Origin of the sequence: Agriterribacter sp. (assembly GCF_035497235.1) — a bacterium.
GTDB lineage: Bacteria > Bacteroidota > Bacteroidia > Chitinophagales > Chitinophagaceae > Agriterribacter.
Genome location: NZ_DATJEB010000039.1, coordinates 115,447 through 135,884 on the forward strand (window position 1 = coordinate 115,447; position 20,438 = coordinate 135,884).

11 protein-coding genes and 1 tRNA gene are annotated in these 20,438 nt (G+C 43.5%); 5 read left to right on the forward strand and 7 right to left on the reverse strand.

The window, feature by feature from the left end; all coding sequences use genetic code 11:
- The first annotated feature begins 353 nt into the window (after nt 1-353).
- Complete coding sequence (locus VL121_RS14055) at nt 354-1,304, forward strand: UDP-3-O-(3-hydroxymyristoyl)glucosamine N-acyltransferase (RefSeq protein WP_325406365.1); 951 nt, start codon at nt 354-356, stop codon at nt 1,302-1,304.
- A 101-nt stretch (nt 1,305-1,405) separates the two neighbouring features.
- Here VL121_RS14055 and VL121_RS14060 read toward each other — a convergent pair whose 3' ends face one another.
- The 4 genes from VL121_RS14060 to VL121_RS14075 all read right to left on the reverse strand — a co-directional run bounded on the left by VL121_RS14060 (nt 1,406) and on the right by VL121_RS14075 (nt 5,911).
- Nucleotides 1,406-2,584, reverse strand: coding sequence for a carboxypeptidase-like regulatory domain-containing protein (locus VL121_RS14060; RefSeq protein WP_325406367.1), 1,179 nt, complete (start codon nt 2,582-2,584; stop codon nt 1,406-1,408).
- Between the two features lie 143 nt (nt 2,585-2,727).
- Nucleotides 2,728-3,696 (reverse strand): NAD-dependent epimerase/dehydratase family protein, encoded by a 969-nt coding sequence (locus VL121_RS14065; RefSeq protein WP_325406369.1) that lies wholly within the window; start codon nt 3,694-3,696, stop codon nt 2,728-2,730.
- 307 nt (nt 3,697-4,003) lie between these two features.
- Entirely contained in the window at nt 4,004-5,035 is a 1,032-nt protein-coding gene (locus tag VL121_RS14070; RefSeq protein ID WP_325406371.1) for a phenylalanine--tRNA ligase subunit alpha, read from the reverse strand.
- A gap of 27 nt (nt 5,036-5,062) precedes the next feature.
- A complete protein-coding gene (locus tag VL121_RS14075; protein ID WP_325406373.1) occupies nt 5,063-5,911 on the reverse strand; it encodes a cell division protein FtsX in 849 nt (282 codons plus the stop codon).
- A gap of 282 nt (nt 5,912-6,193) precedes the next feature.
- On the opposite strand from VL121_RS14075, the gene VL121_RS14080 reads away from it, so the two are divergent.
- On the forward strand, nt 6,194-9,688 hold the full coding sequence (locus VL121_RS14080; RefSeq protein WP_325406375.1) for a leucine--tRNA ligase: 3,495 nt from the start codon (nt 6,194-6,196) through the stop codon (nt 9,686-9,688).
- A 55-nt stretch (nt 9,689-9,743) separates the two neighbouring features.
- On the opposite strand, the gene VL121_RS14085 is transcribed toward VL121_RS14080, so the two are convergent.
- Nucleotides 9,744-10,772, reverse strand: a complete 1,029-nt coding sequence (locus tag VL121_RS14085; protein ID WP_325406377.1) for a hypothetical protein — start codon at nt 10,770-10,772, stop codon at nt 9,744-9,746.
- A gap of 186 nt (nt 10,773-10,958) precedes the next feature.
- On the opposite strand from VL121_RS14085, the gene mfd reads away from it, so the two are divergent.
- From mfd to VL121_RS14100, 3 genes are all read left to right on the forward strand, one after another.
- Nucleotides 10,959-14,363: a transcription-repair coupling factor gene (gene mfd / locus VL121_RS14090; RefSeq protein ID WP_325406379.1), complete on the forward strand. Its 3,405-nt coding sequence runs from the start codon at nt 10,959-10,961 to the stop codon at nt 14,361-14,363.
- A gap of 77 nt (nt 14,364-14,440) precedes the next feature.
- On the forward strand, nt 14,441-14,803 hold the full coding sequence (locus tag VL121_RS14095; RefSeq protein WP_325406381.1) for a DUF4870 domain-containing protein: 363 nt from the start codon (nt 14,441-14,443) through the stop codon (nt 14,801-14,803).
- Nucleotides 14,804-15,598: 795 nt separating this feature from the next.
- Nucleotides 15,599-19,429, forward strand: a complete 3,831-nt coding sequence (locus VL121_RS14100) for a PVC-type heme-binding CxxCH protein (RefSeq protein ID WP_325406383.1) — start codon at nt 15,599-15,601, stop codon at nt 19,427-19,429.
- Nucleotides 19,430-19,514: 85 nt separating this feature from the next.
- On the opposite strand, the gene VL121_RS14105 is transcribed toward VL121_RS14100, so the two are convergent.
- Nucleotides 19,515-19,586: transfer RNA gene (locus VL121_RS14105), tRNA-Arg, on the reverse strand.
- A 136-nt stretch (nt 19,587-19,722) separates the two neighbouring features.
- Nucleotides 19,723-20,301 carry a MarC family protein gene (locus tag VL121_RS14110; protein WP_325406385.1) on the reverse strand — a complete coding sequence of 193 codons (579 nt, stop codon included), beginning with the start codon at nt 20,299-20,301 and terminating at the stop codon, nt 19,723-19,725.
- Nucleotides 20,302-20,438: the final 137 nt, after the last annotated feature.

Here is a 20,438-nt window from a genome sequence, read left to right on the forward strand (position 1 = left end):
AAATAATTTTTTCTAACAAGAAAAATTTTCGATTAATTTTTATACACATTTTCATTCACGGGCTTGTGGATATCAGTAATTTCTTAAAAAGGCGTTAACGGATATCTTCAGTTCTGCAATTTTTGTCTTCCTCTTTTCCCGGCTATAAATACGCCCCCTGAAAAAAAATTCCATCCTCTTTAAAAAAGCACTGCTTGTTGCGATTTGATTTTACTTTCATTGTAACCATTGCTACTACTGCGTTACCGGCAGTTTATGTATTATCGTACGCAATTGAAAAACCATTAAACAGACTGGCATAATTAGTTTAGTGAAGTTGTATAAGCTGCTTTACTTTTGCCAAAACTTCGCTCATGAAATTTCCATCTCCCGTTTCTGTTCAATGGATAGCTTCATTAATTGACGCCAGCATAGCAGGTAACATTAACGGTTCAGTAACGGGTATAAATGAAATTCACAGGGTAGAACCCGGCGATATTGTATTTGTAGATCATCCCAAGTACTACGATCAATGCATTCATTCTGCGGCAACCTGCATCATCATTAATACTATAACGCCCTTCCCTGACGGGAAAACTTTACTGGTAACCGAAAATCCCTTTGAGGCCTATCTTACCATCGTCCGTCATTTCAGACCCTACACTCCGGCTGTTAAAGCGATTAGTGATACCGCGGTAATCGGACAGGGAACATCGATAGCGCCGGGTGCGGTTATTGGAAACGAAGTAACCATTGGAAATAATTGCATCATCCATCCCAATGTTACGATCCTTGATCATTGCACCATTGGTAATAATGTAATTATACAGCCGGGTACGGTCATTGGTTCTGACGCGTTTTACTATAACAGCAAAAAGAACCGTGAAGTATGGTATAAGAAAATGGAAAGTTGCGGAAGGGTGGTAATAGAAGATGATGTGGAAATTGGAGCAGGCTGCACCATTGATCGTGGCGTAACCAATGATACCGTAATTGGCCGCGGCACCAGGATAGATAACATGGTGCATATTGGGCACGATACCATTATCGGTAAAAATTGTTTGCTGGCAGCGCAGGTGGGTATAGCGGGTGGCGTGGAAATTGGGAATGGCGTAACATTGTGGGGGCAGGTAGGTGTAAGCAAAACATTAACTATAGAAGATAATGTAACCGTACTGGCACAAAGTGGTGTTGGTGGCTTATTAGAAAAGGGAAAAACCTATTTTGGTTCTCCCGCAGATGATGCGGGGATAAAAAAACGTGAGCTGGTTTGGATAAAACGCATACCTGAAATATGGAAGAAGGTAATGAATAACAATGAATAATGTTGTTAGCTATGTGGTGAATGGGCAGTAGGCAATAGTGAAACGACAACGATTCACTTTTCACATCTCACGTTTTTCCTTTCACCACTTCTCACCCGGCATTAGTTATTGGCTGTGGGAATATTTTCATTTTCTTCAACCTTTTCTTCTTTTGCTTTTTCGGGTTCTATGTTCATATCTGCATCTATCTTCCCGCCAGTATCGGTATCCGGGTGATAATCATAGGGCAGGGAATCGGCCATTTTTTCCCAGGCCCAGTAGCCCAGTGTAAGCACATCTTTCTGATCAAAATAATAACCGTTTTCTTCAACAATAATTCCATTGGCAATATCCAGTATGGATATTTGCACCGGTGTGTTCATGGGCAGTTTATTTGCAGCAAGGTAAGCAGGGCCCGGCTTTTCTTTTGCATATACCACCCTGAGCTTGCCCGGAAAGAAAAGTTCCACTCTTTTAAACTGAAGGGTATCGTAATAGAGCGTATCATAAGGGTTATATATAGGCGAAGACTTACTGTTGCCATCGCCAATAAGCTCAATCCTGAATCCATCGCCATTTAATGTACTGTCGTGGTATGCCCGCAAAAATTGCAGTACAGATCCGTTATACGCTGTTTTTCTCTTTTCTTTCCATACCAGCATTTCCTCCTCACTACCTTCCATTTGCTCGTAAAAGGGATAGCCGGCATACAGCGTTTTGCCATTATCATATTCATGCACAAAAGAATCCAGTTGGTATTTAATAACATAGCCCAGCGCTTTGTTATTAATGATCAGAACGGAATCGCCTGTAACTTTCAGCCGCTTTCTCTTCCTGCTGTAAAAAAAACGCAGTATTTCGGGGTTTACAATTTCACATTCTTTACTATTAACGGTTTTGCCTATAAAATTGTCTGTAAGAAACTGCCCGTATTTTTCCCAGCCGTTCGCAACTTCGTTGGTAGCAACAATAGCTACCTCTTCAAGGCTTTTTTCCTTTTGGTGTAGTGCTATGGTAAGATGGGCTACTTCGGGCATGGTATTACTGATGCGGATGGATTGTGTTTCAAGTCCCATGAACGAAATCACCAGGTCATACCCGCCATTGCTTAAATTAAGCCGGAACTCCCCATCGGCATTGGTAACTGTACCTATCGTAGTGTTTTGGCAAAACACCGAAGCGCCCTGCAAGGGTTGTTGGGTGAGGGAATCTATTACTTTTCCGGCTACGCGAAAGTTACCCTGTGCCATTACAAAAAAGGGTAACAATAATACCGGTAATAATTTTACTATTCTTATCATTAGCTAATAGTTATGAAGCGCAATGTAATTTATAACGAAAGAGAACCTGTTGCATCCTACCCCCTTTACAGGTTATCAAATGACAAATGCCCTGCCATTTCAGCTTTTCTGCAAAATATATACATAACATTAACGTCGCGAAATTATTGCATGGACCTGTATTCATCGCAATATTCCTGAATAGTTTGCTGCAGCGGCCGGTATGCAAAATGCGGTAATACTTCCAGGAGTTTGCTACTGTCAAAATATACTTTCCGTTGTGCGGTGTCTGTGGCTGTTTTGGTAAGCAACGGTTCGCCTCCGGTAAACCATCCTCTTATCTTTTCTATCCGCCACAATAAACCTGCCATATAAGGAGATACTTTTTTATAAGGAGGCTTTTTGCCAAAAGCCATTGCCATTGCAGTAAACAATTTTTTGAATGACCAATTTTCGGCGCTGATGATAAACCTTTCGTTAGCGATATTGCTTTCCATGAGCCATACCATGGCGGTGGCAACATCAGCGGCATCTACCATTCCGCTAATGCCTTCGGTATACCAGGGAAATTGATTCCAGGCTTTTTTAAAAATGCCGGAAGAGCCCGTTTCCCAGTTTCCTACGCCCAAAATAAGCGTGGGGTTTACAATAACGGCATTTAGTCCTTCGCTTATACCCCGCCATACTTCCAGCTCTGCGAAATATTTGCTGCGGCCGTAGTCGGAGTTATTACTGTCTTCTTCCCACCTGGTGGCTTCTGTTACCTGCATGTTATCGCGCTTGCGGCCCAGCGCCGAAACAGAACTTACATGCACTAATTTTTGCACGCCTGTTTTGAGGGCCGCATTCACTATATTGGCGGTGCCCTCCGCATTTACCTTAAGCAGTTCGTACTTTTTTTTAGGGTTGAAAGATACCGTAGCGGCGCAATGATAAACCTGCTGCACCTGCTGCATGATTTCTTCCAGCAATACTACATCATGAATATTGCCTTTTATCCATTGTACCTGGTTGGAATAACTGGTTTGCGGAATTTCCTTCCTGTAAAGCGCAATTACTTTTTTTCCACGGGCAACCAGTTCGCGTAAAAGATAACTGCCTAATAACCCTGTGCCACCCGTAACAAAAACCATTTGAATTTATGATTTGAGATTTATGATTTGAGATTCCAACATCCCCATATTTTCATATTAGCATTAAGGCAGTCGGCTATCAGCAGTCAGTTGAATAACTACTAATGATAGGCTAAATCTCCTTCTTTTATTTTACTCCTTTCGCCTTCTCTTCTCCTCTCAGCAGATTTCTGACCTCAGATTTAAAATTTGTATGCTATCAGGTACGGCGGACAGATTTGATTTTTGATACTTTGTATTTGTTCCCTTGCAACCTGTAACCATTTCCCTCATTTTCAAATTTTCACATCTCCACATGCTTCAATCCCTACACCAGCCCTGTAAACTGCCTTAAAAACCTGACATCGTTTTCACTAAACAGGCGGATATCATTAATGCCGTATTTTAAAAGAGCGGGACGCTCAACGCCCATACCAAAAGCGAAGCCCGTATATTTATCCGGATCAATATGGCAGTTTTCCAGCACCTTCGGATGCACCATGCCGCAGCCCAATATTTCAAGCCAGCCGGTGTATTTGCACACATTGCAGCCCTTGCCTTTACATAACTGGCAACTAATATCCATTTCGGCACTGGGCTCGGTAAAAGGAAAATAGCTTGGACGGAACCTGACTTTTATATCATTGCCATACATTTCTTTTACAAAAAAGTAAAGGGTTTGCTTAAGATCAGCGAAAGAAACGTTTTCATCAATATACAACCCTTCCACCTGGTGAAAAAAGCAATGGCTGCGGGCACTGATGGTTTCATTACGGTACACTCTTCCCGGGCATATAATACGCAAAGGCAGAATGCCTTTTTCCATTTCCCTGATCTGGATATTGCTTGTGTGGGTGCGTAACAGCCAGGCTGGATCGGTTGAAATATAAAACGTATCCTGCATATCGCGGGCAGGATGATATTCGGGCAAATTGAGCGCGGTAAAGTTATGCCAGTCGTCTTCTATTTCGGGGCCTTCGGCAACCGAAAAACCCAACCGCTGAAAAATGGAAACAATGCGGTTGCGCATCATACTAATAGGATGGCGGCTGCCAACGGGAATAACATCGCCCGGCAAGCTCAGGTCAATAGCTGCAACAGATGATCCCTGGCTGTTTGTCCCGGCTTCTTTCAGCGCATTATACCGCTCTTCTGTAAATTGCTTGAACTCGTTTAATATTTGGCCAAACTCCTTTTTCCGGTCTGCAGGCACCTGCTTCATTTCACCCATCAGGTTTTTTATCAAACCTTTGGTACCCAGATAAGTAATGCGAAACTGTTCGGCAGCTTCTGCTCCAGTGGCTGTATAGGCAGTTATTTCCTGGCGGTACGCCTCAATTTTTTGTAACAACGCTTCCATTGCGCGAAGATAAGAAAAGGAAAATCTTTAATACAGATCATCCAGCTTCATCTTCAGGTATTTGGTTACGCTCCGGTGGGTGCTAATGAAGGTAATAACGATTCCAATGATAATGAGTCCCAAAAAAAGAAAAGCTAAAAGGGTGTAATCGCGCAGCGCCTTAATTTCGGGCAGCCACTTTTCAACGCTAAAAATAAAAATAAGTACCACCGCTATTGCTATGAGGGCGCTTACAAAACCGTTTACCACAGCTTTTAAATCAAAAGGCTTGGAAATAAACCAGCGGGTAGCGCCTACCATTTGCATAGTTTTAATCAAAAACCGGTTACTGAACATAGCCAGTTTAATCGTATTATCAATAAGTATCAGTACTAATATACCCAATAAGGTTACCGCCCCCAGCAAAACCCAGCCCACTTTGCGCACTACATTATTAAGGTTGCTCACCACTTCATCGGGGTACCTGATATCGCTGACAATAATATTTTGTGAAAGATCTGCCGTTATATTGGTAAGGGTGTCTTTGTTTACGTACTCCGACTTCAGATTAAAGTCAATACTCGCGGGCAGGGGATTGTAGTCAAGCACTTTATTCCAGTCTTCATTACCATCCTTTATAAATTTCTCCCTGGCTATTTCTTTAGTAATATGTTCCGTGGCCAAAGCATAGGGTTTTGACCTGATATAAGAAATCAAACTGTCAATATCTGCCTGGGGGGCATTTTCACGTAGGTATACCTGCACCTGAACGCTTCCGCGGAAATACCGTTCCAGCTTGCTACCATTTATAACAAACCAGCCTAAAATACCAACGAGGATCAGCAGGGAAGCTACGCCAAGAATACTAAAGAAATAAGAAGGTTTACTCCTTCTCATGGAAGTTTTACTGATTTCAATCATTGAAACAGGATTAAATAAGTTCTGTAATGATAGCATTTTGCTGAAAAAGAGAGCAGCATTTTTTTACTTCTCATTTTTTAAACATCATGCAAATTTCCATTTTATTACTACAAACGTAGTGAAGGCCCGACCAGAGCCGGGCAAAAATAACAGTTTTATAGCTGCATTCCGTAAATTTGCCCCCCACTTAACGGCCGATTGAATTGAATATTTTTTACAACGGCCATTTACTTTGTACGATAAGGGATTTTTAACATTATGGAATACAATTTCAAAGCCATAGAGCAACGCTGGCAGCAGCAATGGAAAAAGGAAGAAGTATATAAGGTGAGCAATAATGCTTCCAAACCTAAATATTATGTTTTGGATATGTTCCCGTACCCAAGTGGCGCGGGTTTACATGTAGGTCATCCTCTGGGCTATATTGCCAGTGATATTTTTGCGCGCTACAAACGGCTGAAAGGGTTTAATGTGTTGCATCCTATGGGATACGATGCGTTTGGACTGCCTGCGGAACAATATGCTATTGATCATGGCATTCATCCCGCTGTATCTACCGAAAATAATATTAATACGTTCAGGAAGCAGTTAGATAATATTGGATTTTGCTACGACTGGAGCCGCGAGATCCGTACCAGTGACCCTTCTTACTACAAATGGACCCAATGGATTTTTTTGCAGTTATTTAAAAGCTGGTATAACAGGGATACAAAAAAAGCCGAAAGCATTGATAAGTTAACTACCATTTTTGAAGCAGAAGGCAACGTGAATTATGAAATCCCTAATCCTAAATTTCAAATCCCAAATTTCAAATCCCAAATTTTTTCTGCTTCCGCCTGGAAGGGATTTGATGAGGCAACACAGCAGGCCATCCTGATGGAGTACCGTTTGGCGTACTGCGGCTATGGTGAAGTGAACTGGTGCGAGGCCCTGGGAACTGTATTAGCCAATGATGAAGTAATAAACGGGGTAAGTGAGCGCGGCGGATACCCGGTGGTAAAGAAAAAGTTGCGGCAATGGTATCTGCGCATAACGGAATATGCCGATCGCCTGCAGGGCGACCTTGATACATTGGAATGGAGTGACGCTATGAAAGAAATGCAGACCAACTGGATTGGTAAAAGTAGCGGAGCGGAGATTAAATTTCCTCTCGCCTCACCCCCATCCCCTCTCCTCCCGGAGAGGGCCGATGCGGATTCCCCCCGTACAGGCAGGTTTTTCAAAACGGCAGATACAAACTGGCATATTTTGAAAGAATACGGACGGCTGAACCGGCAAAATCCGACAGCAGCCGAAGATGCATTATGGCAGCATATACGCAACAATAAATTGGGTGTAAAAGTCCGGAGGCAACATGCTGTTCAGGGATATATCGTTGACTTTGCTTTGCTGGAAGTAAAATTAATTATTGAAGTAGATGGTGAATACCATAATGTGGAGCAACAAAAAATATATGATGAAGCAAGAACAGGTTATTTAAATGAATTTGGTTTAAATCTCATAAGATTTAGTAATGATGAAGTGTTGAACGATATCCACAGTGTAATTGGAAAAATACAAGAAGAAATACAAGTTCAAAAGAAAAATAGCAGTGATCATGCCGGGTTTCCCCTTGTCAGTAAGGAGAAGGGGTTAGGGGATGAGGCAAAAAGAGAGGCGGAGGTGAAGGTCTACACTACCCGCCCCGACACCATATTTGGGGTGGATTTTATGGTGCTGGCGCCGGAGCATGAACTGGTGGAACAAATAACTACAGCGGAGCAGAAAGCCGCGGTGGAGGAATATGTGGCCTATGTAAAAAGCCGCAGCGAGCGGGAACGCATGGCCGAAAAAAAGATCACCGGTTGTTTTACAGGCGCCTATGCTGCCAATCCCGTAAGCGGAAAACACATTCCGGTATGGATCAGTGAATATGTATTAGCCGGCTATGGTACCGGCGCTATTATGGCCGTGCCCTGCGGGGATGAACGCGACCATAAATTTGCAAAGCATTTTAATATACCCGTTACCAATATTATAGGTGATTATTATAATGGAGAAGAAGCCAATTCTACCAAAGAAGCGGTATTACAAAACAGCGGCTTTTTGGATGGTATGGTAATGAAAGATGCAGGGGAAGTAGTGATACAATGGTTAGAAGACAATGAAGAAGGGGTAAGAAAAGTGAACTATAAAATGCGCGATGCTGCGTTCAGCCGCCAGCGTTACTGGGGCGAACCCTTTCCCATTGTATGGAAAAATGCCGGACTGAATGACGCAGTTGGGCAGGGTATCGCCTATCCGTTGGATGAAAGTGAGCTGCCGTTAGAACTGCCGCATGTGGAATCGTATAAGCCCGGGCCGGAAGGCGAAGGCCCTTTGGCCAATATTGAAACGTGGACAGTGCAACACCTGGAAACCAACACCATGCCCGGTTACGCCGGCAGCAGTTGGTACTTTTTACGCTATATGGATCCGCATAATGATACTGCGTTCTGCGATAGAAAAGTATCCGACTACTGGAACCAGGTTGATCTGTACATCGGCGGCACTGAGCATGCCGTTGGGCATTTGCTGTACAGCCGCATGTGGACAAAAGTTTTATATGACCTGGGCTATATCGGTTTTAATGAACCGTTTAAAAAATTGCTGAACCAGGGGATGATACAGGGGAGCAGCAGGCTTGTGTATAGATTGAACAAAATACAAAGATCAGATCCTTTTTTGCATGGGTCGTCTGAGATTATAGAGTTAACTCAGAAGCCCATTTTCGTTTCATCAAATTTAGTATTTGAACCCCAAGACGAAACAGTAATCGATCCTATATTTGATAGTATCGGAGAAAGGATTATGCAACTTCTGCGGAACTCAAAGGAAAACTATGACTCCTTTTATTTTGATAATAGTTATTGCTCACGTTTGCACGCGGATGTCAACGATGTTGATGGTGCAGCACTAAATATTGAAGCTTTTAAAACATTTAAAGGTGGTGAATATGCTAATGCCGAATTTGTATTAGAAGATGGTTCTGTGTATTCACATGATTTGAAGAAATCTGAAGCTTCTTTTTTGTGTGATGCGGAAATTGAAAAAATGTCTAAGTCAAAGTACAATGTCGTAAATCCGGATGTTTTAGTAGAAAAATACGGCGCCGACACTTTCCGCATGTATGAAATGTTCCTGGGCCCGGTAGAGCAAAGCAAACCCTGGGATACCAAGGGTATTGAAGGTGTACACCGTTTTTTGAAAAAACTATGGCGCTTGTTCTATGATGAGCAGAAAGGAAAGGTTTGGACAGCGGAACAACCCACTGCTGACGAATTGAAAGTATTACACCGTACCATTAAAAAGGTTGAAGAGGATACCGAACGTTTTTCTTTCAATACGGCAGTGAGCGCCTTTATGATCGCGGTGAATGAGCTGTCCGATTTGCAATGCCATAAAAAAGAGATACTGGAAAATATACTGGTGCTGTTAACACCTTATGCGCCGCATATTGCAGAGGAGCTGTGGCAACGGTTGGGCAATAGTGGCAATGTGCTGGATGCTCCTTATCCGGTGTTTGAAGAAAAGTATATAATAGAATCATCTAAATCGTACCCGGTAGCTATTAATGGCAAAACCCGTACCGATATCACTATTGCGTTGGATGCCACCCAGCAGCAGGTGGAAGAAATGATACTTGCAAATGCCGTAGTACAAAAATGGCTGGAGGGTAAATCACCCAAAAAGATTATTTACGTAAAGAACAGGATGATTAACGTGGTGGTGTAGGTAGGTTACAGGTTTCAGGGTGTATCCCTGCAACTCACTATTCACAACTGACTACTCACCACTCACTTTCTTTTACAAACCGTATCATCGCGCTGCTGCCTTCATTGCTTTCGAGCCGGGCCTCATAGCGTTTCTCACCTATATAGGCAACCATAAAAGAGGTATTGGGCGGAATGGATCCGAGGTTTTCGGCCACCATTACCAGTTCATTGCTTTGTAGCAATTCACTCACAGGCAACTTTACAGTAAACGGTTTATCGGTAAGATAAATATGTTGAAAAATGAGCCTGTTGTTTAAAAAGAGCGTAATCGAATCTCCGTCTATTTCGGCATTGTCATAAAAATTCAGTTCAATGGAATCGCCAACTATGGGTATTTCTAATACAGGTATTTTTTGCCGTTGCGCAAACTTCTGTTCAATGGTAAGTGGCGCTGCTATACTTACGGGCGGCGCCTTTGGTTGCACGGCAACTACAGGTGGTGGATTTGCTTTTTCCTTTACAACCGGCGGTTTAAATACCACCGGCTTTTCTGTTTTTACAGGAACGGGATGCCTTGCAATCAACCCAACACTATCTATGATATACGGATCATTAGCACCGGCAGTAAAGTTCTCAATTACAAAATCCCATTCATCGTAAAAAGAAGGCTGATTGGTTTTATCTAAGTGTACTTCTCCTTTTGGCCTGTTTTCGTCTTCTTTCAGGTTGGCTTCACCTTCTAATTTCATAATACCTTCGCCAGGACAATTAAAATCAGCCTGCGAGCGCAACGCTTCTTTGCCCGGCGAACCAATGCCCGCTCTTCCACTTTTTTCCTCTAACAGTTCATCGTCCCACCATATAGCAAGATTGTTCGGTTCATCAAAAAAACCTTTTATACTGTAACGGCGGTAATTGTTGGGCGATTGATAATAATAAGAAGTACCCCTAAGGCTGTCTCCTTTTTGTATGATCTTCAATTCCACTTTTTGCCGGTTGATTTTTCCACGCCATACCCCTGTGATCATTTGGGCAGCAGCCTGCTGCCCAAACAGGGAAATAACAATAATAAAAATAGTATTATTCAGTACGCTCCGTTTCAAAGGCCTAATTTTGGATGTAACGGATAGTAACTGCGATTATTTTGCCAGGATGGCTGGACGAAAACCTTTTAACTAAATATTGTTTTAAAATTAGCAACCAGGCAACTTAAATATACGCCTTATCTTTGCTGCTCCTTACCAATGCCCGCGCAGTAATATTAACTGTAAGGGCGGATTTGATATAAGATGAATTTGAATGTGTTGCTGGAAGCGTATTTAGAAGATACCCGCATTTTTCAGATTGCGGACAGAATCGTATTGTCTAAACCCCAGCGCATTTTTCTTAAAAACCTGTATGGCAGCGCTTCCCAATTTGTTTTCGGATCTGTTTTTCGCCACGACCTGGCTTCCCAGTTAAACCATCTTGTTATATTAAATGACGCGGAGGAAGCCGCTTATTTTCACAATACCTTAGAAAATCTTACCTCGGCGCTCAACGTCTTTTATTTCCCTTCTTCTTTTAAAAACAGGAAGAACTACAAACAGCTCAACGCCTCGCATGTAATGCTGCGTACGGAAATGCTTACCCGATTTTCTACCGCAACGGGCAACAGGGTAGGTGCCATTATTACACACCCCGAAGCGCTGTTTGAAAAAGTGGTATTACCCAAAACACTTTCAGGCAATATCATTCGTATTAAAGCCGGCGACAGTATTAATGTAAATGAATTACTGGCCCAGTTTGTAGATTATGGTTTTAAAAGAACCGATTTCGTATATGAACCGGGGCAGTTCGCGCTGCGCGGCGGTATATTAGATATTTATTCTTTTGGTAACGAAAAGCCCTATCGCGTTGAATTGTTTGGCAATGACGTGGATTCTATACGCATATTTGATCCTGAAACACAGTTAAGCGAAAGAAAGTTATTGCAGGTAACCATTATCCCCAATGTGGAGACACAGTTTGATTCGGGAGAAAAAGTTTCTTTGCTGGAATTTCTTCCTGAAAATACGGTAATATGGGTGCAGGACTGGGATGTAGTAAAAGAAAAGCTGCAGGTGCAGGAAGAAGATCTTGAAATATTTTTCAGGGTACAGGAAACAGTAAAAAAGCCACAGTACGATGATGATGATAATTTAGAAAAGAAAGCGGTAAGCAATGATGACTTTGTACCTGTAGCCGCCATTGAAGCACAATTACAGTTGCGGCATATTGTTGAATTTGGTCATACTCCTCATTTTGGCGGTATAGAAATAGCCTTTGATACTAAAGAACAGCCTTCCTTTAACCGCCAGTTCGATTTTTTAATCAAAGACCTGAAAAACTGGGAAGCAAAAAAGTATACCATTTACCTGTTTGCGGAAAACCCAAGACAATTAGAAAGAGTGCACAGCATTCTGGCAGACCTGAAAGCGGAAATACAGTTTACCCCTGTACCCATTTCCATTCATGGTGGGTTTATTGCGCATGACCTTAAGGTGGTTTGCTATACCGATCACCAGATATTTCAGCGCTACCACAAATACAGGATCAAGCAGGCTTATAATAAAAACAAAGCGCTTACGCTTCGTTCCCTCCGCGAATTGCAGCCGGGCGATTATGTTACGCATATTGATCATGGCGTAGGTATTTACAGCGGACTGCAAAAAATTGAAGTGAACGGTAAGCTGCAGGAAGCTGTTAGAATTATATACAAGGATACGGATATCCTGTATGTTAATATCAACTCGCTTCACAAAATAGCCAAGTATACAGGTAAGGAAGGCAGCGTACCCAAGGTGAATAAATTAGGCAGCGATGTATGGCAGCGGCTGAAAGAAAAAACAAAAATCAAAGTCAAGGAAATTGCCTTCGATCTGATTCAATTATATGCCCAGCGCAAAGCGCAGGTGGGCTTTGCACACAGCCCTGATAATTATATGCAAACCGAGCTGGAGGCTTCCTTTATTTATGAAGACACACCCGATCAGAGCAAATCATCTGCCGATGTTAAAAAAGACATGGAAATCCCGCATCCTATGGACCGCCTGGTTTGCGGCGATGTAGGCTTTGGTAAAACAGAAATAGCGGTTCGCGCCGCTTTTAAAACCTGTTGCGACAATAAGCAGGCCGCCGTGCTGGTGCCTACCACTATTCTTGCTTTTCAGCATTATAAAACATTTAAAGACCGGCTTAAGGATTTTCCGGTAACAGTGGATTATATTAACCGCTTCAAATCATCCAAAGAAAAAAAAGAAACCCTTAAAAAATTACAGGAGGGCAAAATTGATATTATTATCGGAACACATGCACTGGTGGGTAAAGAAGTGAAGTTCAAAGACCTGGGCCTGCTGGTGATAGATGAGGAACAAAAATTTGGTGTAGGGCATAAAGAGAAGATCAAAACGCTTAAAACAAATGTAGATTGCCTTACACTAACGGCAACGCCTATCCCAAGAACGCTGCAGTTCAGCCTGATGGGTGCACGGGATTTAAGCATCATTAATACGCCCCCGCCTAACCGTCAGCCTATACAAACAGAAGTGCAGGTATTTAATGAAGACAATATCCGTGACGCGATATATTATGAAACGGAAAGAGGCGGGCAGGTATTTTTCATTCATAACCGTGTGCTGGGGTTGAATGAAATGGCTAACATTATACAGGGCTTATGCCCCGATTTGAGTATAGGCGTAGCACACGGGCAATTGGAAGGCCATATACTGGAAGAACGGATACTGGATTTTATTGAGCATAAGTATGATGTGCTGGTATCTACCAATATTGTAGAAAGTGGCGTGGATATACCCAATGTAAATACCATTATTGTTAACAATGCGCACCAGTTTGGTTTAAGCGATCTGCACCAGTTACGCGGACGCGTGGGCCGAAGCAATAAAAAAGCTTTTTGCTACCTGCTTGCCCCGCCCATGAGTACATTGCCGGACGATTCGCGCAAGCGCCTGCAAACGCTGGAACAGCATAGCGAGCTGGGGAGCGGCTTCCAGATTGCCATGCGCGACCTGGATATTCGTGGCGCCGGCAATTTACTGGGTGGCGAGCAGAGTGGTTTTATGGCCGAGATTGGTTTTGAAATGTACCAGAAAATCCTGGATGAAGCTATCAGGGAATTAAAACGTACATCATTCCGGGATGTGTTTAAAGAAGAAATTCAGAAACAGGAAGATTTTGTGCAGGATTGTACCATTGATACCGACCTTGAAATACTGATACCTGACGCTTACGTGGAGAGCATCAATGAAAGATTGTCGTTATACACCCGGTTAGACAATTGCGATGATGAAGAGGCGCTGCAATATTTCCATACTGAAATGGCAGATCGTTTTGGCCCCATACCCCCGCAGGTGGAAGATCTTTTTACTACTGTGCGTTGCCGGAGACTGGCGGTAGAACTTGGATTTGAAAAAATGGTGCTGAAAGGAGAAACCCTGAGATGCTACTTTATTAATAATCCCGACTCGCCTTATTTTGAATCAAACACCTTCAATAAGATGCTGCAGTTTGTTCAAACCCTTACGCATAAAGCAAAGTTAAAACAAACGGGAAGAAACTTCCTGCTCGTTCATGAAGATATAGGCGGGATGGAGCAGTTGTATCATTTCCTGTTTAAAATGCATAAGTATACAAGAGAACAGGTTAACGTGATGTAAAATACGGGATAAGCCGACCCGGAATAGATTATGAGATTTCTGTGAATTGAATTATATTTCCATACAAATATAATATCATGGAACAACAAAATTCTTTCCTTGGAACAGATGAACAACCGCTTGTACAGCCTACAAGCGATGAAAAAACATTGGCCATTCTTTCGCATGTACTCACTATAGTGGTTTGGTTGTTTGCGCCACTGATCATTTACCTCATAAAAAAGGATGAGTCTAAATTTGTTGCTGCGCATGCAAAGGAATCCCTGAATTTCCAGATAACGGTTACCCTGGTCTGTATTGTATTGTTTATAACCATTATTGGCATTTTTTTATTGTGGATCGTGGGTATCATTGCTTTGATTCTTGTAATTGTAGCCACTATTAAAGCCAATGACGGGAAATTATACCGCTATCCTTTTACATTAAGACTGATCAAATAATAGCATAGCGGCATTTGATAACGACAGGGCATTCACAACCGGGGGTATTGTGTGTGAAATGACTCCGGCGAATACTGGGTACCGGGGTCTGCTATGAAAAAGTAAAGTGCTTCGGTATGATGAGAAGATAACTACATGAAATTTGTTTAGCTGAACGAATTAAAAAAGCTCCGTCTGCTGTAAGCCGCGCACTTACGATAATTAAGTCCCGCCAGCTTTTGTAATAGCTATAAACGGGTACGCCAACCCACAGAATGTTATTGTATAACCGACCCCGCCGCTGCGTTTTCCCGTTAAACAGTTGAGTATGTCACTAATCGTTCAACTGCGATAAAGCAACAGTCTTTTCAATAAAGACCAGTTTTATACACACTTTTAGGATTGCCTTTTTATTATTTCTACCGGCATGTTTTTATAATACCTAAGTAATGCGGGACTCAGCCGGATGGCTTGCCACGCGGCTTCAATAAGCAGTAGTCGCAGTATCCGGTTACAACGGGGTTAAGTGTCATTGCTATACACCCCGTTCCCACCGCTTCGTTCGGCAGGTACCATCCCTAAACTGGAGGTAAATTCATTAAGTGCCTTATCAAACCGGTTAAGATCACCCGTATCCGCTAAAAAGCCTGTGCTGCTTTGTGCCACGCATGCCCGCCGGGCAGGGCTGGGGACATGCACAAATTATTAACCGGGTTTTCAGTAAAACTATATTAATTCGTGCATTCATGGCGTAATAAATCTAAATAGCGAATAGCCATTACATTTTGTTTATCTTAGAAACCGGATTGATACTATATGAAAAAAAATTATTGGTGGATCATCATAATCCCGATGGTGCTATGCATTATTGCCTGGGTAAATACCGGTAAACCCGCTGAACAGGAAACTTTAACCACAGGGAGCAGTGATCTTTTTTTAAGCCAGGACGAGCAATTGGGTACTATTTCAGTTTTCAGGAAAGGTTCAAAAGAGCCTGTGCTGGTGCAGCATGCGGAGGAAGGCTTCAGACCCTATCTCCATCCCCTTGGCGCTCCCGATGGTAAAGGTGTACTAACCGAGTACAGCCCGGCGCATCATAAACACCAGACAGGTATTTACTGGGGATTCACCCGCGTAAATGGCCGCGATTTCTTTCATAACCCGGGAAATGATTACTGGAAAAAAGTATCGGCCTATATAACAGAAAAGGAAGGAAGCGAAGTAAAATGGCAAACCGTATACGACCTGCTGGATGAGAAGGGAAATGCTATACTTACAGAAACCCAGAAATGGTCTATGCGCAATGACAGCGGGAGGTTTGTGATTTCGCTCGAATGGAGAGGCGAAGCTAAAACCGATATAACGATAGGGGAATATGATTATGGCGGATTATTTATCAGGATGCCATGGAAAGAAGGTATTAAAGGGGAGGTGGTAAATAGCGCCAGGCAACGCAATGGGCATGCGGAAGGACAGCGCGCTACCTGGGTAGATGTGGGCATGCAGGTACAAGGAAGGGATAACCTTGCACACATTGCGGTATTTGATCATCCCGGAAACAAAGGTTACCCGCAGCCCTGGCGTGTAGATTCGCAAATGGGCATTGGTCCGGCACGCTCCCGGGAAGGAGACTGGCAAATAAAAAGCGGGGAAACAGAAGTGATCCGCCACCAGTTGGTGGTGTATACGGGTGATCTTAATGATGTAAAATTGAATGAGCAGTGGGTTGCATTTTCCGGTAACGAAAATCCACTTTATGCCGGTGCGGAGATGTGGAAAATTGCACAGCAGGAAGGGCTTGAGGCTAAATTCCTGGCACCGGAAGAGGCTGTTAAAGCTATGACGGTAAAAGACGGGTATAAAGTAAATGCCTGGGCGGCCGAACCGCTGATGACACAACCCATGGCCTTTTGCTGGGATGACCGGGGGCGAATGTGGATTGCGGAAAACAGGGATTATGAATCAAGAGGACAAGGGTTCTCCAATTCGGGCGACAGCCGCATACTTATTTTAGAAGATACCGATCACGATGGTGTGGCCGATACCAGGAAAGTATTTATGGAAGGACTTGCTTTTCCGGCAGCCATTGCCGTTGGGTTCGATGGTGTTTTCATTGGCGCTCCGCCCAACCTGCTTTTCGTTCCTGACCGCAACCACGATGATGTGGCGGATATAGAAGATATTGAAGTGCGCCTAACGGGGTGGGGCATACGCGACCGGCACGAAACGCTTAACAGCCTGCACTGGGGCCCGGATGGCTGGCTATACGGCTGCCAGGGATTTGCCACACCGTCTAAAGTAAGAAAACCGGAAGGCAAGGGCCGCCTGTATAAACATAAAGACCCTTTTCCTGAAAATATACTGGAAGGAGAGGGAACAGATATCAATGGAGGCGTGTGGCGGTATCATCCAACCAAAGATAAGTTTGAAGTAGTTGCCCATGGATTCAGTAATCCGTGGGGGATTGATTATGATGCCAAAGGTCAGCTATTTATCAGTGCCTGTGTAATTCCTCATATGTGGCACGTTATCCCCGGTGGAATTTACCACCGCCAGGGCGGCCGGCATTTTAATCCCTTTGTGTATGACGATATCAAAACAATAACCGATCATAGCCACAGGTCTGCACATGGCGGGGCACGCATTTACCAGTCTGACGCGTTTCCCGCATCGCAAAAAGGAAGGATATTCATGGCCAATATACACGAGCACGCTGTTCTTTCAGATATCCTGAAGCCGCAGGGTTCAGGCTTCGTAGCCAGTCACGGTGATGATTTTATGATGGCCAATAATGCGCAGTGGGTAGGGTTCAGTATGGAGATAGGACCCGATGGGGGCGTATACGTGCTTGACTGGCATGATGCGGATATATGCGGACAGAAAGTATTGAACGCCGAAACGGGCCGCATATTCAGGATTGTGCCGGAGCAATCGGGAGCAGAAAACTGGCCGGGAAGGTATTCGGATCTTACCAAAATGAGCGATAAGGAACTGGCGGCGCTGCAAACCAGCAAGAGCGACTGGCATGCCCGCCGCGCAAGGGTTATACTCCAGGGCAGGGCCGCCAGGGGGGAAACTGATCAGCAAGCGCACCGTGTATTATTGGAAATATTTCAATCTAATCCTGATACTGATTTTCGGTTAAAAGCCATGTGGGCGTTGCATGTAACAAAAGGGCTTAGCGGGGATATGCTTTTAAAAGCGCTTGATGATAAGGAGCCATATATCCGTGCCTGGGCAATACAGCTATTATGTGAAGACCGCTCCGTATCATCCAAAGTAGCTGATCAATTTATTGCTATGGCAGCGGGGGATCGTTCCCCGGTGGTGAGACTTTACCTGGCTTCAGCGATGCAACGGCTGGAAAAAACCATAAGCTGGAGCATAGCCGGCGAACTGGTAAAGCATGCGGAAGATATCAGTGATCACAACCTGCCAAAAATGATCTGGTACGGGTTGGAGCCCATGTTTAAGGAAGACCCTGCCCGTGCATTGAAAATTGTATCGGAATCGAATATACCGCTGGTTGCCAGCTATACTGCCCGTCGTGCGGTAGATGGCGGCAAAATGAACGAGCTGGTTACTACTATCGGAACCCGGCCGAAAACCCTTGTTAGCTTACTGGAGGGAATGCGGAATGGAATGGAGGATCGTACGGATATTAAACCTCCGCCTGCCTGGCAGCAGGTTTTTGCTACACTTAAAAAAAGGAACGACAAGGCAGGCCAACTGGCTTTACAGGTTGCTGCACTTTTCGGCGATACGGAAGCTACACAGCGTTCGCTGGCTACGCTAAAAAATAAGCATTTGGAACCGGGGCAAAGAAAAAAAGCGCTCCAAGCGCTTACGGCGCAGCAACGAAAGGAGTTGTTGCCTGAACTTCCCGCGTTGCTCGAGGAACCCCAATTACGTATAGAAGTTATCAAATCTATTGCGGCTTTTGATGAGCAGCTCCTGGGATCATTACTGATTAAAAAGTATAAAGGTTTTAATGAAGCTGAAAAATCAGCCGCTGTTCAAACACTTTCTTCCCGTCCTGTATATGGCTGGATACTTAGCCAGGCGCTCAAAGAAAATATAGTTCCCAAAAGAGATGTATCTGCAAATGTAGCAAGGCAGTTACGGAGAGTAGTAGGCAGCGGTTTTGTGGAAATATGGGGGCCTATTGATGATAGTCCGCGTGATGATAAAGCGTATACCCGGTATAAGAATCTTTTAAGCGGCCAGGCAGCAAAAAATCCGGATGTAAACAATGGCCGGCAGTTGTTCATGCGAACCTGCGGAAGCTGCCATAAAATGTATGGGCAGGGCGGAGAGATTGGTCCTGAGCTTACCGGCTCCAACCGGTCGAACGTGGATTACCTGCTCTTCAATATATTAAACCCAAGCGAAGAAATTCAGGATGATTATAAAATGGTAGTGGTTACCACCCGCGATGGCAGAACATATTCCGGGAACCTGGTTGGGGAAAACCAACGCCAGGTAACCATGCGCGTGGTAGGGCAAAATGATGTGGTTATCAACAAATCATCTATTCAGTCGAAGGAAGTAACACCCGTTTCCATGATGCCGCAGGGATTGCTAAATACCTTAACGGATAAAGAAACCATTGATCTGCTGTCTTACCTGCAAAAAGCAGGCAAATGATTTTCAGGATCAGGCAATGACCTTTGTAGAAATAATCATGGTTAGTACTTTTTAAAACATAGGTGTAAAACATGCAGAACATTTGTAGCCTCGACAGGAATCGAACCTGTATCTGGAGCTTCGGAAACTCTTATACTATCCATTGTACGACGAGGCCAAAACAAATGGGAAAATATGAAAATGTGGAAATGTAATTTCTACAGTCTTCAAATATTATCACCAAAGAGCTTTTGTTTGAAAAGGGAACCGGTGTATTTCACTTATCACATTTACACATCTCTCACATTTACACATTACTTAATCAACCCATGCGCGTTTTCCGCGAATATCTTTACGGCAATGGCGAGCAAAACTACGCCAAAAAATTTACGCACCGCAATTAATCCTGCATTTCCTAAAATCCTGGCTATCAAATTCAATGATCTTAAAACCACGTAAATGATAATAAGGTTAATAAAAATACCCAGGAATATGGTGAAGTCGGAAAAATTGGCCTTAAGCGACATAATGGTGGTGAGCGTTCCGGAACCTGCTATCAGTGGAAAAGCAATAGGTACCAGTGTTGCAGCTTTTACATCTTTCTCGCTTTTGAAAAATTCCAGCCCCAGCACCATCTCCAGCCCCAATATAAAAATAACCACAGAACCCGCAACGGCAAATGTTTTGATGTCTAAGCCGAGGATACGTAAAAAGCCCTCCCCTGCAAACAGGAACAGGATCATTAATGCACCGGAAATAAGGGTGGCGCGCAACTCGTGAATACCACCAATTTTTTGTTTCAGCGAAATTAATATGGGCACAGACCCGATAATATCAATTATCGCGAAAAGCGTAAATATAACCGTTACCAGTTCACTAAAACTAAACGACATAATTCCGGGTTTATACAAAGGTATTGTTCCGGCAAGACAGATCACCGCATTAATGCTAAAAGTACTTACTCAGCCCGGGAACAACAGATATTAACCTTATGACTTCCGTAACACCCGTAACTCACTCACCACTTACT